This window comes from Pseudomonas putida, assembly GCF_001976065.1.
GTDB classification, from domain to species: Bacteria; Pseudomonadota; Gammaproteobacteria; order Pseudomonadales; family Pseudomonadaceae; genus Aquipseudomonas; species Aquipseudomonas serbica.
Genome location: NZ_MNAH01000005.1, coordinates 61,139 through 79,081, shown reverse-complemented (window position 1 = coordinate 79,081; position 17,943 = coordinate 61,139). Strand labels below are relative to the sequence as shown.

14 protein-coding genes are annotated in these 17,943 nt (G+C 60.6%); 4 read left to right on the top strand and 10 right to left on the bottom strand.

Going from position 1 to position 17,943, the window contains the following annotated elements; all coding sequences use genetic code 11:
* Positions 1-16: 16 nt before the first annotated feature.
* From zapE to BKX96_RS18870, 3 genes are all read right to left on the bottom strand, one after another.
* Positions 17-1,111, bottom strand: a complete 1,095-nt coding sequence (zapE, locus tag BKX96_RS18880) for a cell division protein ZapE (protein WP_043302216.1) — start codon at positions 1,109-1,111, stop codon at positions 17-19.
* A 90-nt stretch (positions 1,112-1,201) separates the two neighbouring features.
* A complete protein-coding gene (locus tag BKX96_RS18875) occupies positions 1,202-2,557 on the bottom strand; it encodes a tryptophan--tRNA ligase (RefSeq protein ID WP_046818996.1) in 1,356 nt (451 codons plus the stop codon).
* Positions 2,558-2,581: 24 nt separating this feature from the next.
* Positions 2,582-3,211 carry an alpha/beta hydrolase gene (locus tag BKX96_RS18870; protein WP_046818995.1) on the bottom strand — a complete coding sequence of 210 codons (630 nt, stop codon included), beginning with the start codon at positions 3,209-3,211 and terminating at the stop codon, positions 2,582-2,584.
* A 144-nt stretch (positions 3,212-3,355) separates the two neighbouring features.
* Here BKX96_RS18870 and BKX96_RS18865 point away from each other — a divergent pair, with 144 nt between their 5' ends.
* Positions 3,356-3,790: a Z-ring associated ZapG family protein gene (locus BKX96_RS18865; protein ID WP_046818994.1), complete on the top strand. Its 435-nt coding sequence runs from the start codon at positions 3,356-3,358 to the stop codon at positions 3,788-3,790.
* A 196-nt stretch (positions 3,791-3,986) separates the two neighbouring features.
* On the opposite strand, the gene BKX96_RS18860 is transcribed toward BKX96_RS18865, so the two are convergent.
* Both BKX96_RS18860 and BKX96_RS18855 read right to left on the bottom strand, forming a co-directional pair.
* Positions 3,987-4,697, bottom strand: coding sequence for a YiaD family glycine zipper/OmpA-like lipoprotein (locus BKX96_RS18860; protein ID WP_077185199.1), 711 nt, complete (start codon positions 4,695-4,697; stop codon positions 3,987-3,989).
* 103 nt (positions 4,698-4,800) lie between these two features.
* Positions 4,801-5,445, bottom strand: a complete 645-nt coding sequence (locus tag BKX96_RS18855; RefSeq protein WP_046818992.1) for an MBL fold metallo-hydrolase — start codon at positions 5,443-5,445, stop codon at positions 4,801-4,803.
* A 231-nt stretch (positions 5,446-5,676) separates the two neighbouring features.
* Between BKX96_RS18855 and BKX96_RS18850 the strand changes: the two genes are divergently transcribed.
* Together BKX96_RS18850 and BKX96_RS18845 are read left to right on the top strand one after the other, a co-directional pair.
* Positions 5,677-7,140, top strand: coding sequence for a PAAR domain-containing protein (locus tag BKX96_RS18850; protein WP_077185198.1), 1,464 nt, complete (start codon positions 5,677-5,679; stop codon positions 7,138-7,140).
* Entirely contained in the window at positions 7,137-7,751 is a 615-nt protein-coding gene (locus tag BKX96_RS18845; RefSeq protein ID WP_077185197.1) for a hypothetical protein, read from the top strand. Before BKX96_RS18850 ends, BKX96_RS18845 begins: the two co-directional genes overlap by 4 nt.
* A gap of 74 nt (positions 7,752-7,825) precedes the next feature.
* Here the strand turns inward: BKX96_RS18845 and BKX96_RS18840 are convergent, their stop codons facing one another.
* From BKX96_RS18840 to BKX96_RS18820, 5 genes are all read right to left on the bottom strand, one after another.
* Positions 7,826-10,561: a winged helix-turn-helix domain-containing protein gene (locus BKX96_RS18840; protein WP_077185196.1), complete on the bottom strand. Its 2,736-nt coding sequence runs from the start codon at positions 10,559-10,561 to the stop codon at positions 7,826-7,828.
* 175 nt (positions 10,562-10,736) lie between these two features.
* Complete coding sequence (locus tag BKX96_RS18835; protein ID WP_046818989.1) at positions 10,737-12,101, bottom strand: DUF1329 domain-containing protein; 1,365 nt, start codon at positions 12,099-12,101, stop codon at positions 10,737-10,739.
* A 28-nt stretch (positions 12,102-12,129) separates the two neighbouring features.
* Positions 12,130-14,067: a DUF1302 domain-containing protein gene (locus BKX96_RS18830; RefSeq protein WP_046818988.1), complete on the bottom strand. Its 1,938-nt coding sequence runs from the start codon at positions 14,065-14,067 to the stop codon at positions 12,130-12,132.
* 337 nt (positions 14,068-14,404) lie between these two features.
* Positions 14,405-16,087 (bottom strand): fatty acid--CoA ligase, encoded by a 1,683-nt coding sequence (locus tag BKX96_RS18825; RefSeq protein ID WP_046818987.1) that lies wholly within the window; start codon positions 16,085-16,087, stop codon positions 14,405-14,407.
* A gap of 152 nt (positions 16,088-16,239) precedes the next feature.
* Complete coding sequence (locus tag BKX96_RS18820) at positions 16,240-16,869, bottom strand: LysE family translocator (protein WP_008060238.1); 630 nt, start codon at positions 16,867-16,869, stop codon at positions 16,240-16,242.
* Positions 16,870-16,960: 91 nt separating this feature from the next.
* Between BKX96_RS18820 and BKX96_RS18815 the strand changes: the two genes are divergently transcribed.
* A complete protein-coding gene (locus BKX96_RS18815; protein ID WP_077185195.1) occupies positions 16,961-17,926 on the top strand; it encodes a 2-hydroxyacid dehydrogenase in 966 nt (321 codons plus the stop codon).
* The last annotated feature ends 17 nt before the right edge of the window (positions 17,927-17,943 follow it).

Genomic DNA, 17,943 nt, shown 5'->3' with positions numbered 1-17,943 from the left:
TCGATTTCGAATCGTCTTACGGCTTATGCGCCCGGGACAGGAATTCGTGGGATTGCATTTCCAGCAGGCGGCTCAGGGTTCTCTGGAACTCGAAGTTCAGGCGACCGCCGGTGTAGAGGTCCTTGAGTTCGACTTCGGCAGAAATGATCAGCTTGACGTTGCGATCGTAGAATTCGTCGACCATGTTGATGAAGCGTCGGGCGATGTCGTCGGTGGTGACGCTCATCTGCTCGACACCGCTGAGCAGCACGGCGTGGAAGATCTTGCCCAGTTCGATGTAGTCGTTCTGGCTGCGCGGGCCATCGCACAGTTCGCGGAAGTCGAACCAGGCCACGTCGTCGCAGGTACGCAGGGCACGAATTTCGCGGTTCTCGATCATCAGCACGTCGTTTTCGATCGCAGCGGTGCATTCCGGCGTCAGCGCGCGGAAGCTTTTGCGCAGGCTTTCGTGGGAGGCTTCGTCGAGCGGGAAGTGGAACAGCTCCGCTTGTTCCAGGTGACGCAGGCGATAGTCGACGCCGCTGTCGACGTTGACGATCTCGGTGTTCTGCTTGATCAGCGCGATGGCCGGCAGGAAGCGCGCGCGTTGCAGGCCGTCCTTGTACAGGCCGTCCGGCACGATGTTCGAGGTTGCCACCAGGGTCACGCCGTTCTTGAACAGCTCTTCCATCAGGGTGCCGAGGATCATGGCGTCGGTGATGTCGGAGACGAAGAATTCATCGAAGCAGATCACCCGGGCTTCGGTGGCGAAACGCTTGGCAATGATGGTCAGCGGATTTTTCTCGCCGCCCAGGGTCTTCATCTCTTCGTGCACGCGCTTCATGAAGCGGTGGAAGTGAGTGCGGGACTTTTCCTTGAACGGCAGCGCTTCGAAGAAGGTGTCGACCAGGTAAGTCTTGCCGCGACCCACGCCGCCCCAGAAGTACAGGCCCTTGACCGGTGCCTGATCCTTCTTGCCAAACAGTTTGCCCAGCAGGCCCGGCTTGTTCTGCTCGGCCGCGACCAGATCGTCGTACAGGCGCTGCAGATGACGCACGGCAGTTTCCTGCGCGGCATCATGGAAGAATTCCGGGCGTTTCAGATCAGCTTGATATCGTTCTAGGGGCGTCATAATTCGTTAGCAAGGCAACAAAAACGGGCCGTCACTGTAGCGATGGCCCGGGGGAATGGCAATCAGCCCTTGGTCGGGCCGAGCCGTTGATTATTCCTGAACGGGCGTCAGGGCGATCCGCAAAGCCTCGATGGCAGCATCGCGCGCGGCACTGTCAGCGAACGCCGGGCTGTCACCCACGCACTGACCTTCAAGCCAGACGCTGAAGGCCAGGTCTTCGCTGCGCACGTCCAAAGGCTGGCCCGATTGCAGTTGCTTGGTCACCTGACCGGCGGTTTTACCGTCGGCAAAGTTACGCGACAGCAACAGTTGCTCGCCATCGGCCGCCAGCAGACGGAAGCGGAAACTGCCGTCGTCTTCGCGGAAGCTGACAAAACGTGCAGCCTTCACGGCTTTCTTCTTGGTGGTCGCCGCCACTTGGGTCTGGGCAACGAACGAACGCAGGCCCACCGCTTCACGCAACTCGTTGAGGAAAGGGGTCGCGACCGCACGAGCCTTTTTCGCACCGTGTTGCAGGATGTCTTCAAGGTCCGCCGGACGCTCGATCAACTGGTTGTACCGCTCACGGGATTCGCCCAGTTCACTGTCCAGCAGCTGGAACAGGCGATTCTTCGCCTCGCCCCAACCCAGGCCCTGCAGCAGATCGCTGCGGAACTCGTCGGCTTGCGCTGGAGTGGCGAACGCCTGGAACAGGGTGAACAGGTGCGAGTTGTCCGGATCCTTTGCCTCACCCGGTGCACGGGAGTCGGTGACGATACGGGAAATCGCGTCCTTCATTTCCTTGGCGCTGCTGAACAACGGGATGGTGTTGTCGTAGCTCTTCGACATCTTGCGGCCGTCCAGGCCCGGCAGCGTGGCCACGCTTTCCTCGATCAGCGCTTCGGGCATGGTGAAGAATTCCTTGCCCTGGCCGAACAGGTGATTGAAGCGCTGACCGATGTCCCGGGCCATTTCCACGTGCTGGATCTGGTCGCGACCGACCGGCACCTTGTGTGCGTTGAACATCAGGATGTCCGCGGCCATCAGCACCGGATAGCTGTACAGGCCCATGGTGATGCCGGCGTCCGGGTCTTCACCGGTCTCGACGTTCTTGTCCACCGAGGCCTTGTAGGCGTGGGCACGGTTGAGCAGGCCCTTGGCGGCGACGCAGGTGAGCAGCCAGGTCAGTTCAGGGATTTCCGGGATGTCGGACTGGCGATAGAAGGTCACGCGCTCCACATCCAGGCCACCGGCCAGCCAGGTCGCGGCGATTTCCAGACGCGAGCGCTGGATGCGCAGCGGGTCATCGCATTTGATCAGGGCGTGGTAGTCAGCCAGGAAGTAGAACGAATCGGCATTGCTGTCACGGCTGGCAAGGATCGCCGGGCGAATGGCGCCGGCGTAGTTGCCCAGGTGCGGCGTGCCGGTGGTGGTAATGCCGGTGAGGATACGGGTACGAGTCGTCATGGGTAATCGCTTGTCAGACTGCAATCAATTCGAAAGACGCGGCAGGATCAGATCCTTGAGATCAGTCAGCTTGCCATGAAAAAAGTGTCCGCATTCTGCCACTTTCAGCAGCTCATGGGGACGTTCGAGCTTGTCGGACCATTGGTACACCAGCTGCGGATCGATGACTTCGTCGGTTTCCGGCTGGATCAAGGTCAATTCGCCGCGCTGTGGCAGTTGATCCTGGGCGCCCAGGCGCATGACGGCCGGTGCGACCATGAACAGATGCTTGAGCTGCTCGCCCTGCGCTTCCAGGCGGCCGCCGAGACTTGCTGCAACAAATCCGCCAAAGGAAAAACCGAACAGCGTGAGCGGTAGATCCGGGTGCCTGGCGCGAAACCATTGGGCTACGGCCTGGGCATCATCGACTTCGCCGGTGCCCATATCGTGGGAGCCTGCGCTGGCACCGACGCCGCGGTAGTTGAAACGCAAGGTAATCAAACCGGCGTCGCGCGCAGTGCGCTGCAGCGTCGAGACCACTTTGTTGAGCATGGTGCCGCCCTGCACCGGGTTCGGATGGCAGATGAGCGCCAGGCCTCGCGGCTGCTCGTTATCCAGGTAAAGTGCTTCAAGTTGCCCGACCGGGCCATCAATCACTACGGGGGTTTCACGCATAAGCAAGGAAGGAACTCCGTGACCTCGAATCGGGTCGACTCGTCTAGCAAATTGTCTGTGGCTGTCTATTACGAGTGAATCGCGGTATACAGCGCAGGTTCGAGCCGTTAACGTAAAGCAAAGCCGTTTATAGAGGAAGGACTCGTGGAACACTCGCTCTTAGTTTGGTTGTTGCCGACTCTTGCCCTGGTTGTGGGTGTCGCCATTGGTTTCCTGATCGCTCGCCTGGCGCCTAATGCCGCGCCTAGCAGCACGCAACGTCAGCTGGACGATATTCAGGAACGTTTCGACAATTATCAGAATGAGGTGGTGACCCACTTCAACAGCACTGCAACACTGGTCAAGAAACTGACTCAGAGCTATCAGGAAGTGCAGGATCATCTCGCCGAGGGTGCCAATCGCCTGGCCCTGGACGAACAGACCCGCCAACGCTTGCTGGCCTCCCTGCACGCCGATGCGGCGCAGGCTCCACGGGAACGCCTGACGCCGCCGCGCAATCAGGAGCCGCCGCGCGACTACGCACCGAAAGCCCCGAACGCACCGGGCATGCTGGACGAGCATTACGGCCTGAAGAAGTAATCAGGTTTAAGGTGTGAAAAAGCCCTCGGACGTTTGATTGCCCGGGGGCTTTTTCATTTATGACATTTTCTTTGCCTGTTGCGGCCCCATCGCGGGCAAGCCCGCGATGGGGCCGGCACCGACACAAAAAAACGCCCGATCTGTCGAGGATCGGGCGTTTTTTATGCCTGGTGTTCAGTCAGTGCCGAACGGTGCCTTACTGCTGGGCACCATACTGCTGGCCTGGAATCGCCTTCAGGTTGACTTCTACCCGGCGGTTCTGCGCCCGACCATTGGCGTCGGCGTTGCTGGCCACCGGATTATCCGGGCCGGCGCCACGGGCGCTGAGGTTGGTACCGCTCACGCCTTGCGAGGTCAGGTAGGTCGCCACGCTCTGGGCGCGACGCTGGGACAGGTCCATGTTGTGCTGGCGAGCGCCGGTGCTGTCGGTGTAGCCAACGATTTCGATCTGGTTCTGATTGAACTCTTTCAGCGAGCCGGCCAGGTTGTTCAGCGGCTGATAGAAGCTCGGTGCGATGTTCGCCGAATCGGTGGCGAACGTGATGTTGCCAGGCATGATCAGCTTGATCTGATCACCTTGACGCTGCACTTCGACACCGGTGTTGGCCATGCTGGCACGCAGTTTTTTCTCCTGCTGGTCAGCGTAGTAACCGTAACCGGCGGCGGAAGCACCCACGACAGCGGCACCAATCAGCGCGCCCTTACCACGGTTGTCGTGGTTGATGGCAGCACCGGCCAGTGCCCCGGCCAGAGCCCCAAGACCACCGTACTTGGCGGTTTTGCTCATGCCCGTGGAGCCGCTATCGGCCTGGCCCTGGCCCTGGCTGTCGTAGGGGTTGGGCGATGCGCAACCGGCCAACAGTGCCACGGCAGTAGCGACGATAATCAAACGAGGCGTGGTGAACATGTAGAGCTCCTACTTTTTTGCATTCTGTGGTGCAACGGACTTAGCATCGGACCCTTGCGGGCGTTGGATCATTTCGACCCGTGAAAATTCCACTTGTTACACATCAGGCCCGAACAAAAGGGTTCTCGCGCATTTCATCGCCCAACCGGGTGTCCGGACCATGTCCGGCCACGACCGTCGCCCCTTCGTCGAGGGTATACAGGCGCTGCTTGATCGAACGCACGATGGTCGCCTGATCGCCTCCCCACAGGTCCGTGCGCCCTACCCCGCGCCTGAACAAGGTGTCCCCGGCAATCAGCAACTTCGCATCGGCAAACCAGAAGCTCATGGAGCCCGGCGTATGACCTGGTGTGTGCAAGGCCACGCCACAGCCACACGCCAGTTCTTCATCGTCGGCCAGCCAGCGGTCCGGCGACGGTACCGGCGTGTAGGGCACACCGAACATCTGGCACTGCATCTCCAGGTTGTCCCAAAGAAATTGATCTTCCTTGTGCAAATGCAGGGTCGCGCCGGTTTTTTCCTTCAACTGGCCCGAGGCCAGGAAGTGATCGAGGTGCGCATGGGTGTGAATGATGCTGACCACCTTCAGGCCCAGGGCATCGAGCCGAGCGAGGATCAGTTCGTGATTGCCACCCGGGTCGACCACGATGGCCTTTTTGGTGATCGGGTCGCCGATGATCGTGCAGTTGCACTGCAACGGGCCGACAGGGAAGGTTTCGCGGATCAGCGCAGGTTTGGCAGCGTCCATGGGTGTTCCTGGAAAAAATGGATAACCTATTCTCGCACAGCTCGACGACATCGCCGATGCCGTCCACTGCCCCTCCCCCTTCCAGATTGCGGAGCAGGACTACAGCAAACAAGGAAACGTCTGATTTACGCCTGACAGCCTCGTATAGAACCCTTGCGCTGCACTTTGCCCTGCCTCCAATCCTTCGGAGGCAGGCGCAATTTGCTCGTCAACGGACAAGGAGTTGCAGCCATGGCAAAGGGATATTTCATTCGCAAGGGCGACAAGACCAGTTGCGGTGGCGAGGTGCTCGAGGCCGATACCCGCGTGATGATGTTTGGCATCGCCCACGCTCGCGCAGGGGATCGGGTTTCCTGTGGCAAAAACGACGAAACCTACCAAATCGTCGGYGGCATCTCGTACATGGACAGTCACGGCAGACTGGTAGCTGGCTCGCTGGATAGCCGCAGCAGCTGCCCCTGCAAGGCCAGTCTCCTCCACTCCTTCACCAACGCCACCTATGAGTCCAAACAAAGTGSTGCGCCGCAAKCCGTGAGGAGTGTCCCTCAACAGGAAGCGGCGCCAGTTGCCCCCAGCAACCCCGTCGCACCGCGACAATCCRGYTTCACTTCAGCACGGGCGCCCACACCSACGCTCAGCGAACGGCCAGGGACRGTCTGTGAAAACCTTTGGCGCGGRTACCAGCAAAGGGTTGAAAACGTCGTGGCACCGGGCGGCAAGTTGATYGCCGACCCRAAGGCGCGCAACAAGGCRATCAATGCTGCCTACGCCCAGCTATGGCGCCACGACCCGCGTTTTCAGTGGGCCGGGCTGGCGGCSTTCGCTTCGAAACAGGTGGGTTGTGGTCTGCTGCACGCGGCGGATTCGGTCGAGAAGATTCAGGCGGAAGAAGAGGCGATACAGCAATTGAGGGACAGTGCCAGACAAGGACTGAGAGGCTTGCTCAGTCCCAGTGAGCGGGAAAAGCGCGCGACCATTCGGGCGTTTGAGCAGCGCCAACGCGAGTACGAGGAGACCAACCGGGACAACCCGGTGTGGGGCTTCACCCATTGGGGGGCCGAGAGTCCGTTGTATTACTCGCAACGGATGTACCGGTTTGTGTACGAGATGCTGGCGATGGGTAATACCACGCTATTCCTGGATGTGTATCCGTTGCATGTGTTCTATCAGGAACGGGGGCTAGAAGCGCTGAAGGATTGCCTGGCTTCACGCAGCAGCATTTACGGGCATGGCCAACATCCGGTGCTGTGGCCGGTTGGGCAAAAAACGCTGGAATTCGGAACTGACCACAAGGAAATCCTATTGGCTTTCGAGGCGATTGAGGCGGGTAACATTGCCAAAAGTGTTGAGCATCTAGCCAGACACGAACAGGTCAACATCCTGCAACCGGCGATGTACGACGACAGCGGTCTGAAATGGTTATTACGCGGTAACCATGCCTCCTACGTCACCAACATCCCCTCCGGTGCCGCTCAGGCCATCGAGCTGACGCTGGCCAGCCAGTGCCGTCCAATTGAGGACGGACGCACCATTGGTTTTGGCAGCAATCCCTTTGCCAACTTGGCTGACATCGAACGCCGCATGACCTTTGTGCTCAAAGCCGCGGCGCAGTTTGACGATTTGCTGCATAGCGACCAACGTGACCAGATTGAGCAATCGATTCGGGATATCGCCTGGGGTGGAGGCGTGCGATGAGCCTGCTGCAGCGCGTGGGCTGGCGACGTGGTGCGTTGGCACTGGCAGTCGCAGCCCTCCTGATAGTGGTGGCGACTCAAACACTGTCGGATGAGCCCGAAATCGCCTTGTTGATTGGTGAGCCTTGGGAGGATATGCGAGGTCGCTCCAGTGCGGCCATTGATCCAGCCATTCCCGGACACTATTGGGGGCGGTTACCCAAGTCCGATGCTCGCCTGCGCTTTGCAGACCCCAAATACGGCTTCGTAACCCCATTGGCCCGCTTCTTCAGTGTGAGCTTCGAAGATGAGCGGGTCAGCAATGTCCGTATGTCCCCGCAAATCGAGCCACTGTTGCTCGACGACACCCTCAAGGTCGTGCTGGATCTGCAGGAGCAATGGCGCAACGCTGGTTGGGTACCCATCCGGGTCAAAGATTTCCCATCGTTCGCCGACACCCCGCAATGGCGAGCCCAATTGCGGGATGAGAATAAGGGCGGCAAAGCATACTGGCACGCGGGCACCCAGTATCAAGTGATGCTGGTGGTCAATCGCTTCACGGATTACAGGCACCCCACCGAGGAGCGCTACCTCATCAAGCTGTCACTGGCCACGCCATGGACGAACCCTTGACCATACGTCATAAAGACCTGGCGAAGCGGCCAAGGCTGGTTCTTGGCCGCGCCAGCGAGAAAATCCGTCCAACGCTACACCAACACCCCCAACTCCTTCGCCCTGGCCACTGCCTGAGTACGCCGCTCTACCCCCAGCTTGCTGTTGATATGGCTGGCATGGGTTTTCACCGTGTGCAGGGAAATGAACAGCTGGTCGCTGATCTCCTGATTCGAGCAGCCTTGGGCAATCAGGCGCAGGACGGCCATTTCCCGGGTGCTGAGTTGCTCCGACGCCGGCGTCGACTCCGGTGCCGGGCGGGCGGCCGCGGCGGGAAGTTTTTCGGCAAGGTCCTGGGAAATCGTGGTCGATGCACAGAGTTGCAGCTGTGCCCGCAGCCAGTCCGGATGCTCGGCCAACAACCCTTCAAAGGGTTGCAACACGCCCCCGGCGGCGGCATCCAAGGCCTGGACCAGCGCCTTGCGGGCCTCGGGCTCGCGTCCGCTGCCCAGCAACAACGAAACCTTTTGCGTCAGCGCCATTGCGCTGAGCATCTGCCGACCGGTTTGCTGGCCATTTTCGAGTAGCGTATTCAAACGCCCTTCGGCCAGCATCGGCTGGAGCTGGATGACCTCCAGCAAGGCTTGCTGCAATTCGATATGCAGCGGCAGTTGCGGGTGGAATTCCGGTGGTGCGGCCGGCTGCTCACCGTTGTAGGTCTGGCCCAATCGCGTCAACCAGGCTTGCGCCAGATCGATACGCCCCTGGGCCAGCCAGAGTTCGCATTTAACCAGGGTAATCATTGCCAGGTAGTAGATCGGCGGCACGTCCCAGATGTGCATCAGCCGTTCGGCTTCGGCGAGTTCGGCGAAGGCCTTGGCGAACTCGCCACTGCTGCCTTCAAGCCGGGCGATCACGCAATGGCCGATCAGCACACTGATGTCGCGACAGGCGCGGGCCTCGCTCAAGCCGGCCTGCAAGCGCAACCGCGCCGCTTGGGGTTGCAGGCGCACCGCCAACAGAAAACCCTCGTACAACGTCAGTCGTGCACGTACGGCAAAGAGCCGCTGCGCCGATAGTCCATGCAAGCGTTGCAGCCCTTGCCGGACTTCATCCAGCGAACGCAGCACTTCGCCCCGGGCCTGCAATACTCGAGCGCGGTCGTAGTGGGCCAACGCCTCGAACAGCGGGTTGCCCACCCGTTGCGCCAGCTCCAGGGAGTCGCGGTTCAATTCCCTGGCACGCCACATGTTGCCATCGGCAATCGCCAGGTTGGACAGGGTCGAGAGGCACATCAACCGCTGGCCATAACGCTTGCACGGAAGGCTCTCCAGCGCTTCGGTGCAATAACGTATGGTCAGTTCGCGGTTACCGCGCCCGCGCGCGATGATCCCGCTCAGGGCCAGCCATTGCGCTAGCATCGACTTTTGCGCGGTGGCCGACGGTGCCGGCAGGAAGCGGCTCAGGTGACTGGCCAGCTCCTCGGCGGCGTCCAGCTGGCAGGCCAGGCCCAACGCCCAGCTGTAGAGCACAATCAAGCGCGGCGTGCTGATCAACAGGCTATCGGGCAAGTCCATTTTCCAGCGCAGCAACATGCCGACGTTCTGTTCGGCCAGCAGTTGTTCTTCGGAAAGGTTTTGCACCAGGTTGGCCGCAACGTCCAAATGACCGGCCCGCAACGCCTGCTCTACCGCCTCATCGAGCAGGCCCTGGGCATTGAACCAGCGGCAGGCGCGCAAGTGCAGGCTGGCGGCCGGCACCATCGATTGCGCGCCAGGCCGGGTACGCAGCAGATCGGAAAACAGATGGTGATAGCGATACCAATGGCCGTGTTCGTCCAGCGGCACCAGGAACACCTGGTGGGCAGCCAGGAAACTGAGGATGGCGGCGCTGTCATGGGCGTCGCGTACGGCGTCGCACAGCTCGCTGCAAAAGCGTTCCTGGGGAGCGGTGTCGTAGAGAAAGGCTTGTACTTCGGCGGGCAGGCAATCAATCACCTCTTCGAGCAGGTAATCGCGGATCAGCCCTTCTCCGCCATGCAGCGCCTGCGGCAACGCGCCCTGGGTGCCTGCCTCGGAGGCGGCGAGCAACCAGAAGCGCAACCCGGCCACCCAGCCTTCGCTACGCTGGATCAGGTTTTCCATCGCCTCGCCACGCAAGGAACTGCTGTGCCGATCGAGCAGGCTCAAGGCTTCATCGTGGGTCAGGCGCAGGTCCTGCTCATGCAGTTCCAGCAACTGGCGCGACAGGCGCAATCGCGCCAGGTGCCAGTCCGGACGCTGGCGACTGGTGACCATCACCAGCAAGCCATCGGGGAGGTGATTGAGGAAAAATTGCAGGCAGCGATCGAGCACCGGCCCCTGGGCCAGATGATAGTCATCGAGCACCAGCAGGAGCGGGGTCGCTGTCGACAGGTGCACGGCCAGCTCGTCGAGCAGTCCGTCCAGCCATTCTTCGAAGGCAAACGGCTGATGCCGCTGGCGCATCTTCAGCAAGCCGAGGGACTGCCTGCCCAGTTGCGGAAAAAAATCCTGCAGGCCTTCGAGCAAGCGCTCGAGAAACCGGCCAGGGTCGCTGTCTCGCGGGCTCAACCCCAGCCACAGGCTTTGCCAGTGAGCCGGCAGCGCCTGACAGAACTCCACCGCCAGCGAACTCTTGCCGAACCCGGCCGGTGCGCTGACCAGCAGCAACCGCCCCCCTAAACCTGCGCTCAAGCGCTCGCACAGGCGTGGGCGCAGCACATGGCCGTCGGGCAATGGCGGTCGGAAAAAGCGCCCCAGCGCAGCGACAGCGACGCTTGCAGGACCTGGTGGTGGGGACAGATCAGTCATGGCCGGCTCTTGTTTGAATTGCGGGTGGCGGCGTTGCAGATGTCCGCAGACTAGCGGTAAACGAGGAGGGAATGAAGGTTATTGCTACAAATGGCTACAAAAAGTCTACGCACATGAAAACGCCCCGAACCAGTCGGGGCGTTTGCAGAGGATGCGGCCTCTATTTCCGTGCCGGTTAGCGAACACCCTCCTGGCGCAATGCCGCCGGAGTGAAGTCGCTGGTGGTGGCGGTGAAGCCGAAGTCATACGCCGACTTCTCTTCGTTCTTCATGCCCAGCGCCAGGTAACGACCCGATTGCAGGTCATACAGGGTTTCCAGGGCGTACCACGGTACTTGCTTGTCGTAGTAGTTCTCGGCATGCGCCTCGGCAACGCGCCACAGTTGATTGCGACCGTCGTAATGGTCGATCACTGCCGCCTGCCAGGTGTCTTCATCGATGTAGAAGTCACGTTTGGCGTAGATATGACGCTGGCCTTCCTTCAGGGTTGCAACCACATGCCAGACCCGGCGCAGCTCGTAGCGAGCCAGGTCCTGGTTGATGTGGCCGGCCTTGATGATGTCGGTGTACTTGAGCTTCGGATCGTCGAGCTTGTAGGCATCGGAGGCGATGTACATCTCTTTCTTGCCTTCGAGCTTCCAGTCGTAACGATCCGGCGCACCGTTGTACATGTCCAGGTTGTCGGAGGTACGCAGGCCGTCGGCAGCGGTACCCGGGCCGTCATAGGACACTTGTGGCGCACGACGCACACGACGCTGGCCGGCGTTGTAGACCCACGCCGAACGCGGCTCCTTGACCTGGTCGAGGGTTTCGTGGACCAGCAGCACACCACCGGCCAGACGCGCTGGCGCGGTCACTTTCTGCTTGAAGTAGAACAGGATGTTGCCCGGGTTCGCCGGATCGTAGTCCTTCATCTTGTCGCGGAACACGAACTGGTCCTGGAAGTACACCAGGCTGAACGAGCCATTCGGTTGTGGCGTGGCCTGGGTCACCAGACGGGTCACACTGCCGCCACGATAGCGGGTGATGTGGTTCCAGATGACTTCAACACCGCTTTTCGGAATCGGGAACGGAATGGCGGTTTCGAAGTTTTCCAGGCCGTTGCCGCCGGACACCAGCTTGGTATTGGTGGCGTTCTTCTTGATGGCGGCGAACACGTCATCCGGCACGGTAGCGCCGCGATGGGACGGATAAACCGGCATCTTGAAGGTTTCCGGATAGCGCTTGAACATCGCGTACTGACCCGGGGCGAGCTTTTCCTTGTACTGGTCGACGTTCTGCGCCGTGATGGTGAACAGCGGCTTTTCACCCGGATACGGATCGGACAGGAAGCCCTTGCTGTCGACGCTGCCGGCATTTTTCGGCAGTGGTTTCCAGGCAGGGATCGAGCCGTCGGCATTGCCGGCCATTTCGGCGCCCATCGGGGTCAGGCTCTTGCCCAGCTTGTCCGCTTCGGCCGCAGGAACTGCAGCCATTACACCGGTCGCCAGCAGCGAAAGCCCCAGGACACCGGCATGGAACAGATTCTTGGTTATTTTCATGTGTGTGCTCGTCCTGAAAATACAGTGCTTAGAAGTTCACGCCGAAGCTGAGCGCAACGAAGTCGCGGTCATCCACGGTGGTGTACTTGCCGTCGAAGAAGTTGGTGTACGCCAGGCTTGCGGTGTAGGTGTTCTGGTACTCGGCGTCGACACCCAGGCTGACCGCTTTGCGACCTTCCTCGAAGTTGGCGCCAGGGCCAGGGGAGTAACCTTCCACGTCGTGGGACCAGGCCACGTTGGGCTTGAGGTTCACGCCGGCGAATACGTCGTTGTATTCCCAGATGGCACGACCGCGATAACCCCAGGAGTTGGCCGTGGTGAAGCCGTCGTTTTCGCAATAGCGACTGACGTTGTTTTGCGGCCCGCCTGCCAAAGTGCCGGTGTTCAAGGTCACGCACTGGTTGTTTGGCAATGGGCCAGGGCCATAGCTCGGGTCACGGCCGTAACGTGCCTTGGAATTGCTTTCCAGGCCGCCAACGTGGGTCCAGCCAACCTCACCCACCAGGGTCAGACGCTCGGCGCCCATTACCTGGTCGAAGAAGTGGGTCAAGGTCGTTTGCAGCTGGCTCACTTCCTTGCGGCGATAACCTTGCTGATCCTGCCCTGGCGTGCCCTGGAGCACAGACACGTTAGGGTTCAGCGGCGTCAGGCCGGAAAACAGGATGTCGGTGGTATTGAGCTGCACCGGAGCGTTCGGCCGGTAGCTGAGTTCACCGCTCCACGCGGTGCCTGTCGGCAAGGTGGTGGAGAAGCTCAAGCCATACAGGCGGATATCTTCAGGGTACTCGACGTAGTAGCTGGAGTTGCCCGCCACCACCAACGGCAGCAAGGTCGGGGCCAGGCCCGCCGCGACACCCAGGGGTACCCCGTTGCCTACCAGACCGCCCACCAGGCCCGCACCACTGTAGGCGCTCGCCGGGGCGCCATGGCCGCTGAAAATCGGTGCACGGCTGTGGTAGTTCATGAAGTAGGCACCGAATTCGGTGTCCAGCGGATCGAACATGTACTTGAAGGACACACCGAACTGGCCGCTGTCACGGGCGTCGCGGTCCGGGCCACGACGAACGATCACGCCTTCGTCCGGGTTACCCCAGGTCACGCCCCTCGCGCCAAGTGTATTGATCGCGGCATTACGCAGTCCGGCCGGCAGCCCCGCCGCCGCCAGGGCGTTGTTGAGCCCGTTCTGGGTGCGCAATACTGCCAGGTTGTTGTCGCAACCATCGCTGATCACGTCTGGCTGCGAGAAGAAAGTGCCGCAGTTGTCGGCAACCGTCTGGTCCCATTCGATCTGATAGAAGGCTTCGGTGGAGAGATTTTCGGTCAGGCTCTGGGACACATAAAACATGTTGACCGGAATCAGGCCTTCCTTGATCTCGGCACCGGGACGACGGAATGCGGACACATCGATCGGGTTGATCGAGTTGATGCCGCCGCCGATGAAGGTACTTTCACCCCAGCTCACTACCTGCTTACCCAAGCGTACCGAGCCCGGCTGATCGGCAATGGCGTAGTTGTGATAGACGAAGGCGTCGAGGATCTGGCCGCCAGCGGATTTGGCGCCTTCCTTGCGATTGTCGTCGCTGATGTCCTTGAACGGGCGGCTCTCGTCCTCGAGCTCGAAGTCGTACCAGTATTTGCCACGGACGAAGATGCCGGTGTCACCATACTTCAACTCAAGGTCATGGATACCCTTGAAGATCTTCGAGAAGGTTTCACCGCTTTTGAAGTTCAGGTGACCGTCATCGGAAGTCTGGGACAGGCCGCGACCGCCGTTGTTGACGCCGATGAGGTTCTTGTTGGCGCTTTCAGTAGACCAACTCGCGCCGATCGACAGGGAAGAGTCGAACTGACCTTCGATTTCACCGATGTTGAAACTGACGCCGAATGCAGGCCCGGCGAGCGTAGAGGCAAGGCTGACGGCCAGAGGCAGTTTAGCCCGGCGCCAGAACTGGTTTACTGATGTCATCGACGCTACTCCATGTGCATTTTATTGTTATGGCAAATAGCACTTCTAAAAACGCTTGGATAACAGGGAGCCATGGCTTCCCAAAGTCATTCCAAAGTTGCATCGCCCCGGTTTGTGCGTTTGCTCCGTTCTTAAAAATCCTTGAGCGGACTATAGCCAGCAGGTAGTACTGCTTGATCCCTCTAAAGTGTGATTTGCGCCTGCCGACCACTCTGGAACAGTCCTTTGCCATGCCGACACCTGTCGGCACGGCAAGGATGGCTGAAAATACGGATTTGACAAGCCAAGCGCTTGCTTGGTGGGGCTGGCGTGCCCTTTTGGGCACGCCAGGGAACGCTTAAAGCGTCGAGAGGAAGGTACTGTTGTTGGCCTGCCATTCGGTGATGTCGACGCGAATTCGCTTCTTGTCGAGCTTACCGACACTGGTCTTGGGAATTTCAGTAACAAGGGCGATCTGACTCGGAATGGCCCACTTGCTCAAGTGCCCCAGCTCCACGAACGGCTTGAGATGCTCCTTGAGTTCGCGGGCACCAATGGCATGGCCCTCGCGCAGTACCAGCAAGGCAAACGGCCGCTCGCCCCACTGCGGATCGGCAATCCCCACCACTGCTACTTCGCGTACCGCCACGTGGCGACTGATCAGGTCTTCGAGGTCCAGGGAGGAGATCCACTCGCCGCCGGTCTTGATCACGTCCTTGATCCGGTCGCGAATGTCGATCACCCCCATGCTGTCCAGGGTCGCCACGTCCCCCGTGTGCAGCCAGCCACCGGCCCAGAGTTCGGCGCCCTTCTGCGGCTCGTTGAAATAACCCTCGGTCAGCCATGGCGCGCGCAACACCAGCTCGCCCTGGGTTTCGCCATCGGCGGGCAGGAAGTTGCCTTCGGTATCGACGATCGCCGCCTCCACCAATGGCCCAGGCACACCGGCCTTGATCCGGTAGGTGGTGCGCTCGTCCTCGGAACCGGCCATCAGTTCGTCATTGAGGTGCGCGCAGGACACCAGCGGCCCGGTCTCCGACATGCCGTAGGCGGCGGTCAACTGGATGCCCTTGGCCTTCGCGGCTTCGTACAGCGTGCGGTTGAGCGCACTGCCGCCGATGACGATTTTCCAGCCACCGAAGTCGATGTCCTGGGCCGCCTTGGCGTTGAGGACCATCTGCAGGATGGTCGGCACGCAGTGCGAGAACGTGACCTTTTCCTTGCGCCACAACTCCACCAGGTACTCCGGATCGTAGCGCCCCGGATACACCTGCTTGAGCCCAAGCATGGTCGCCACATAGGGCAAGCCCCAGGCATGCACGTGGAACATCGGCGTGATGGGCATGTACACGTCGTTGGTGCCCAGCAGCCGCACGCTGTCGATCGCGCCCATGATCGTGGATACGCCCATGGTGTGCAGCACCAGCTGCCGATGGGTGAAGTACACGCCCTTGGGGTTGCCGGTGGTGCCCGTGGTGTAGAACGTGGTTGCCACCGAGTTTTCGTCGAAGTCCTGGAAGTCGTACTGCGGGCTTGCCGCGGCGAGCAATTGCTCGTACTCACCGATGAGGTTCGGCAGGTCGGCGGTCTTTTCCGGCAGGTCGGTCAACAGCAGGGTTTTCTCGACCGTGGTCAGGTGCCCGGCGATCGCGTTGTACAGTCCGACGAATTCACTGTTGACCAGGACAAAGCGGTCCACGGCGTGATTCATGGTGTAGAGGATCTGCTCTGGCGACAGGCGCACGTTGATGGTGTGGATCACCGCACCGATCATCGGAATGGCAAACATGCATTCCAGGTAGCGGTGGCTGTCCCAATCCATTACCGCCACGGTATCCCCGGGCTTGACCCCGGCAGCCGTCAGCACATTGGCCAAGCGTGCGACCCGTTCGATCAGGGTCGGATAGCTATAGCGCAACTGGTCGCGGTAAACGATCTCGCGGGTTTTCTCATAACGCGCGCCGGACATCAGCAGCCGTTTGATCAGCAGCGGAAACTGGTAAGCGCCTTCGGCTGGGGGGATAACGCGAGTCTGCAACATAAGAATCCCTTTTCTGACTACTCGGTCGTGGCTGTTGAGTAAGCACTGTAGTGCCCCTGATCGCCAGCCAAATCAGCCAAAGGGATGATTTGCAGTGCCGCACGAATACCGGCATTGCGCCAGCATTCGTGGGTCATTATGGCCTGTTACAGTCAATGCATTTCGGTAAACGCGAGTTTCACGCCAATGGCGATCAACACTGCGCCCATGGTTCGGTCGAACCAATGCCCCATGCGGGCGAAACCGGCGCGCACACGCTGCTGGCTGAACAGCATGGCCACCAGGCAGAACCAGATCGCCGTTGCCACTGCCAGGTAAACGCCGTAACCGGCCTGCACCGCCAGCGGTGTATGCGGATTGATCACCACAGTGAATAGCGAAAGGAAAAACAGCGTGGCCTTCGGATTCAGCCCGTTGGTCACGAACCCCGACGTGAAGGCGCCGCGCGCGGTGCGCTCGCCGGCTTCCTTGTGCAGATCGTCCGTCACGGCCTTGGCCGGTTGCGCCCGCAGCGCCTTGAAGCCGATGTACAGCAGATAAGCGGCGGCAGCCCACTTCAAGGCGTTGAACAGCACGATCGACTGGGACACGATCAGGCCGATGCCCAGCAACGAGTAGCCAACGTGGAGGAAAATCGCCGTACCGACGCCAAGGGCTGTCCAGGTGCCGGCGCGACGACCATGGGTCACGCTTTCCCGCACCACCACGGCAAAGTCCGGGCCGGGGCTGGCCACGGCCAGCAGGTGAATCAGCGCAACGGTCAAGAACTCGGTCCAGTACATTGGGGCTCCTTAAGGTCAAGCGTAACTATTTATTTCATCTGGTAGGCTCGGCAGATTACGCCTTCAGTTCAATGCACAAAAGGTACAGTTGATGACGAACATTCACCGCGCCGTTTTCCTCGACCACCCCTCCCTGGACCTGGGCGATCTCGACCTCAGCCCACTGCGCGATTGTTTCAGCGAACTGCAGCTGTTCGCCCAGACCCTGCCCGGCCAGGTGATCGAACACCTCAAGGGCGCCACCGTCGCCATCACCAATAAAATCCAGATCGACGCGGCCGCCATCGCTGCCAGTCCCGAGCTGAAACTGATCCTGATCACCGCCACCGGTACCAACAATGTCGATATCGCGGCCGCCCGCGCCCATGGAATTACCGTGTGCAACTGCCAGGGTTACGGCACGCCATCGGTAGCGCAGCACACGATCATGCTGCTGCTCAACCTGGCAACGCGCCTGGCCGATTATCAGAAAGCTGTCGGTCAAGGCCGCTGGCAACAGGCCAAGCAGTTCTGCCTGCTGGATTACCCGATCGTCGAACTGCAGGGCAAAACCCTGGGCCTGCTCGGCCACGGCGAATTGGGCAGCGCGGTCGCGCGCCTAGCCGAAGCGTTTGGCATGCGCGTGCTGCTGGGCCAGATTCCGGGGCGCCCGGCCCGGCCAGACCGCTTGCCGCTGGAACAACTGCTGCCGCAAATCGACGCACTGACCCTGCACTGCCCGCTCAACGAACACACGCGCCACTTCATCGGCGCTCGTGAACTGGCCTCGATGAAACCCGGCGCCTTCGTGGTCAATACCGCCCGTGGCGGCCTGATCGACGAGCAGGCCTTGGCCGATGCCCTGCGCAATGGTCACCTGGGCGGTGCCGCCACCGACGTGCTGAGCGTGGAGCCTCCAGTCAACGGCAATCCACTGCTGGCCCAGGACATCCCACGCCTGATCGTCACCCCGCACAACGCCTGGGGCAGTCGCGAAGCGCGGCAACGAATTGTTGGCCAAGTGACCGAAAACGCCCAGGGATACTTCAGCGGTAAGGCGCTGCGGGTCGTCAGTTGATAAACTGCGGCACTTTT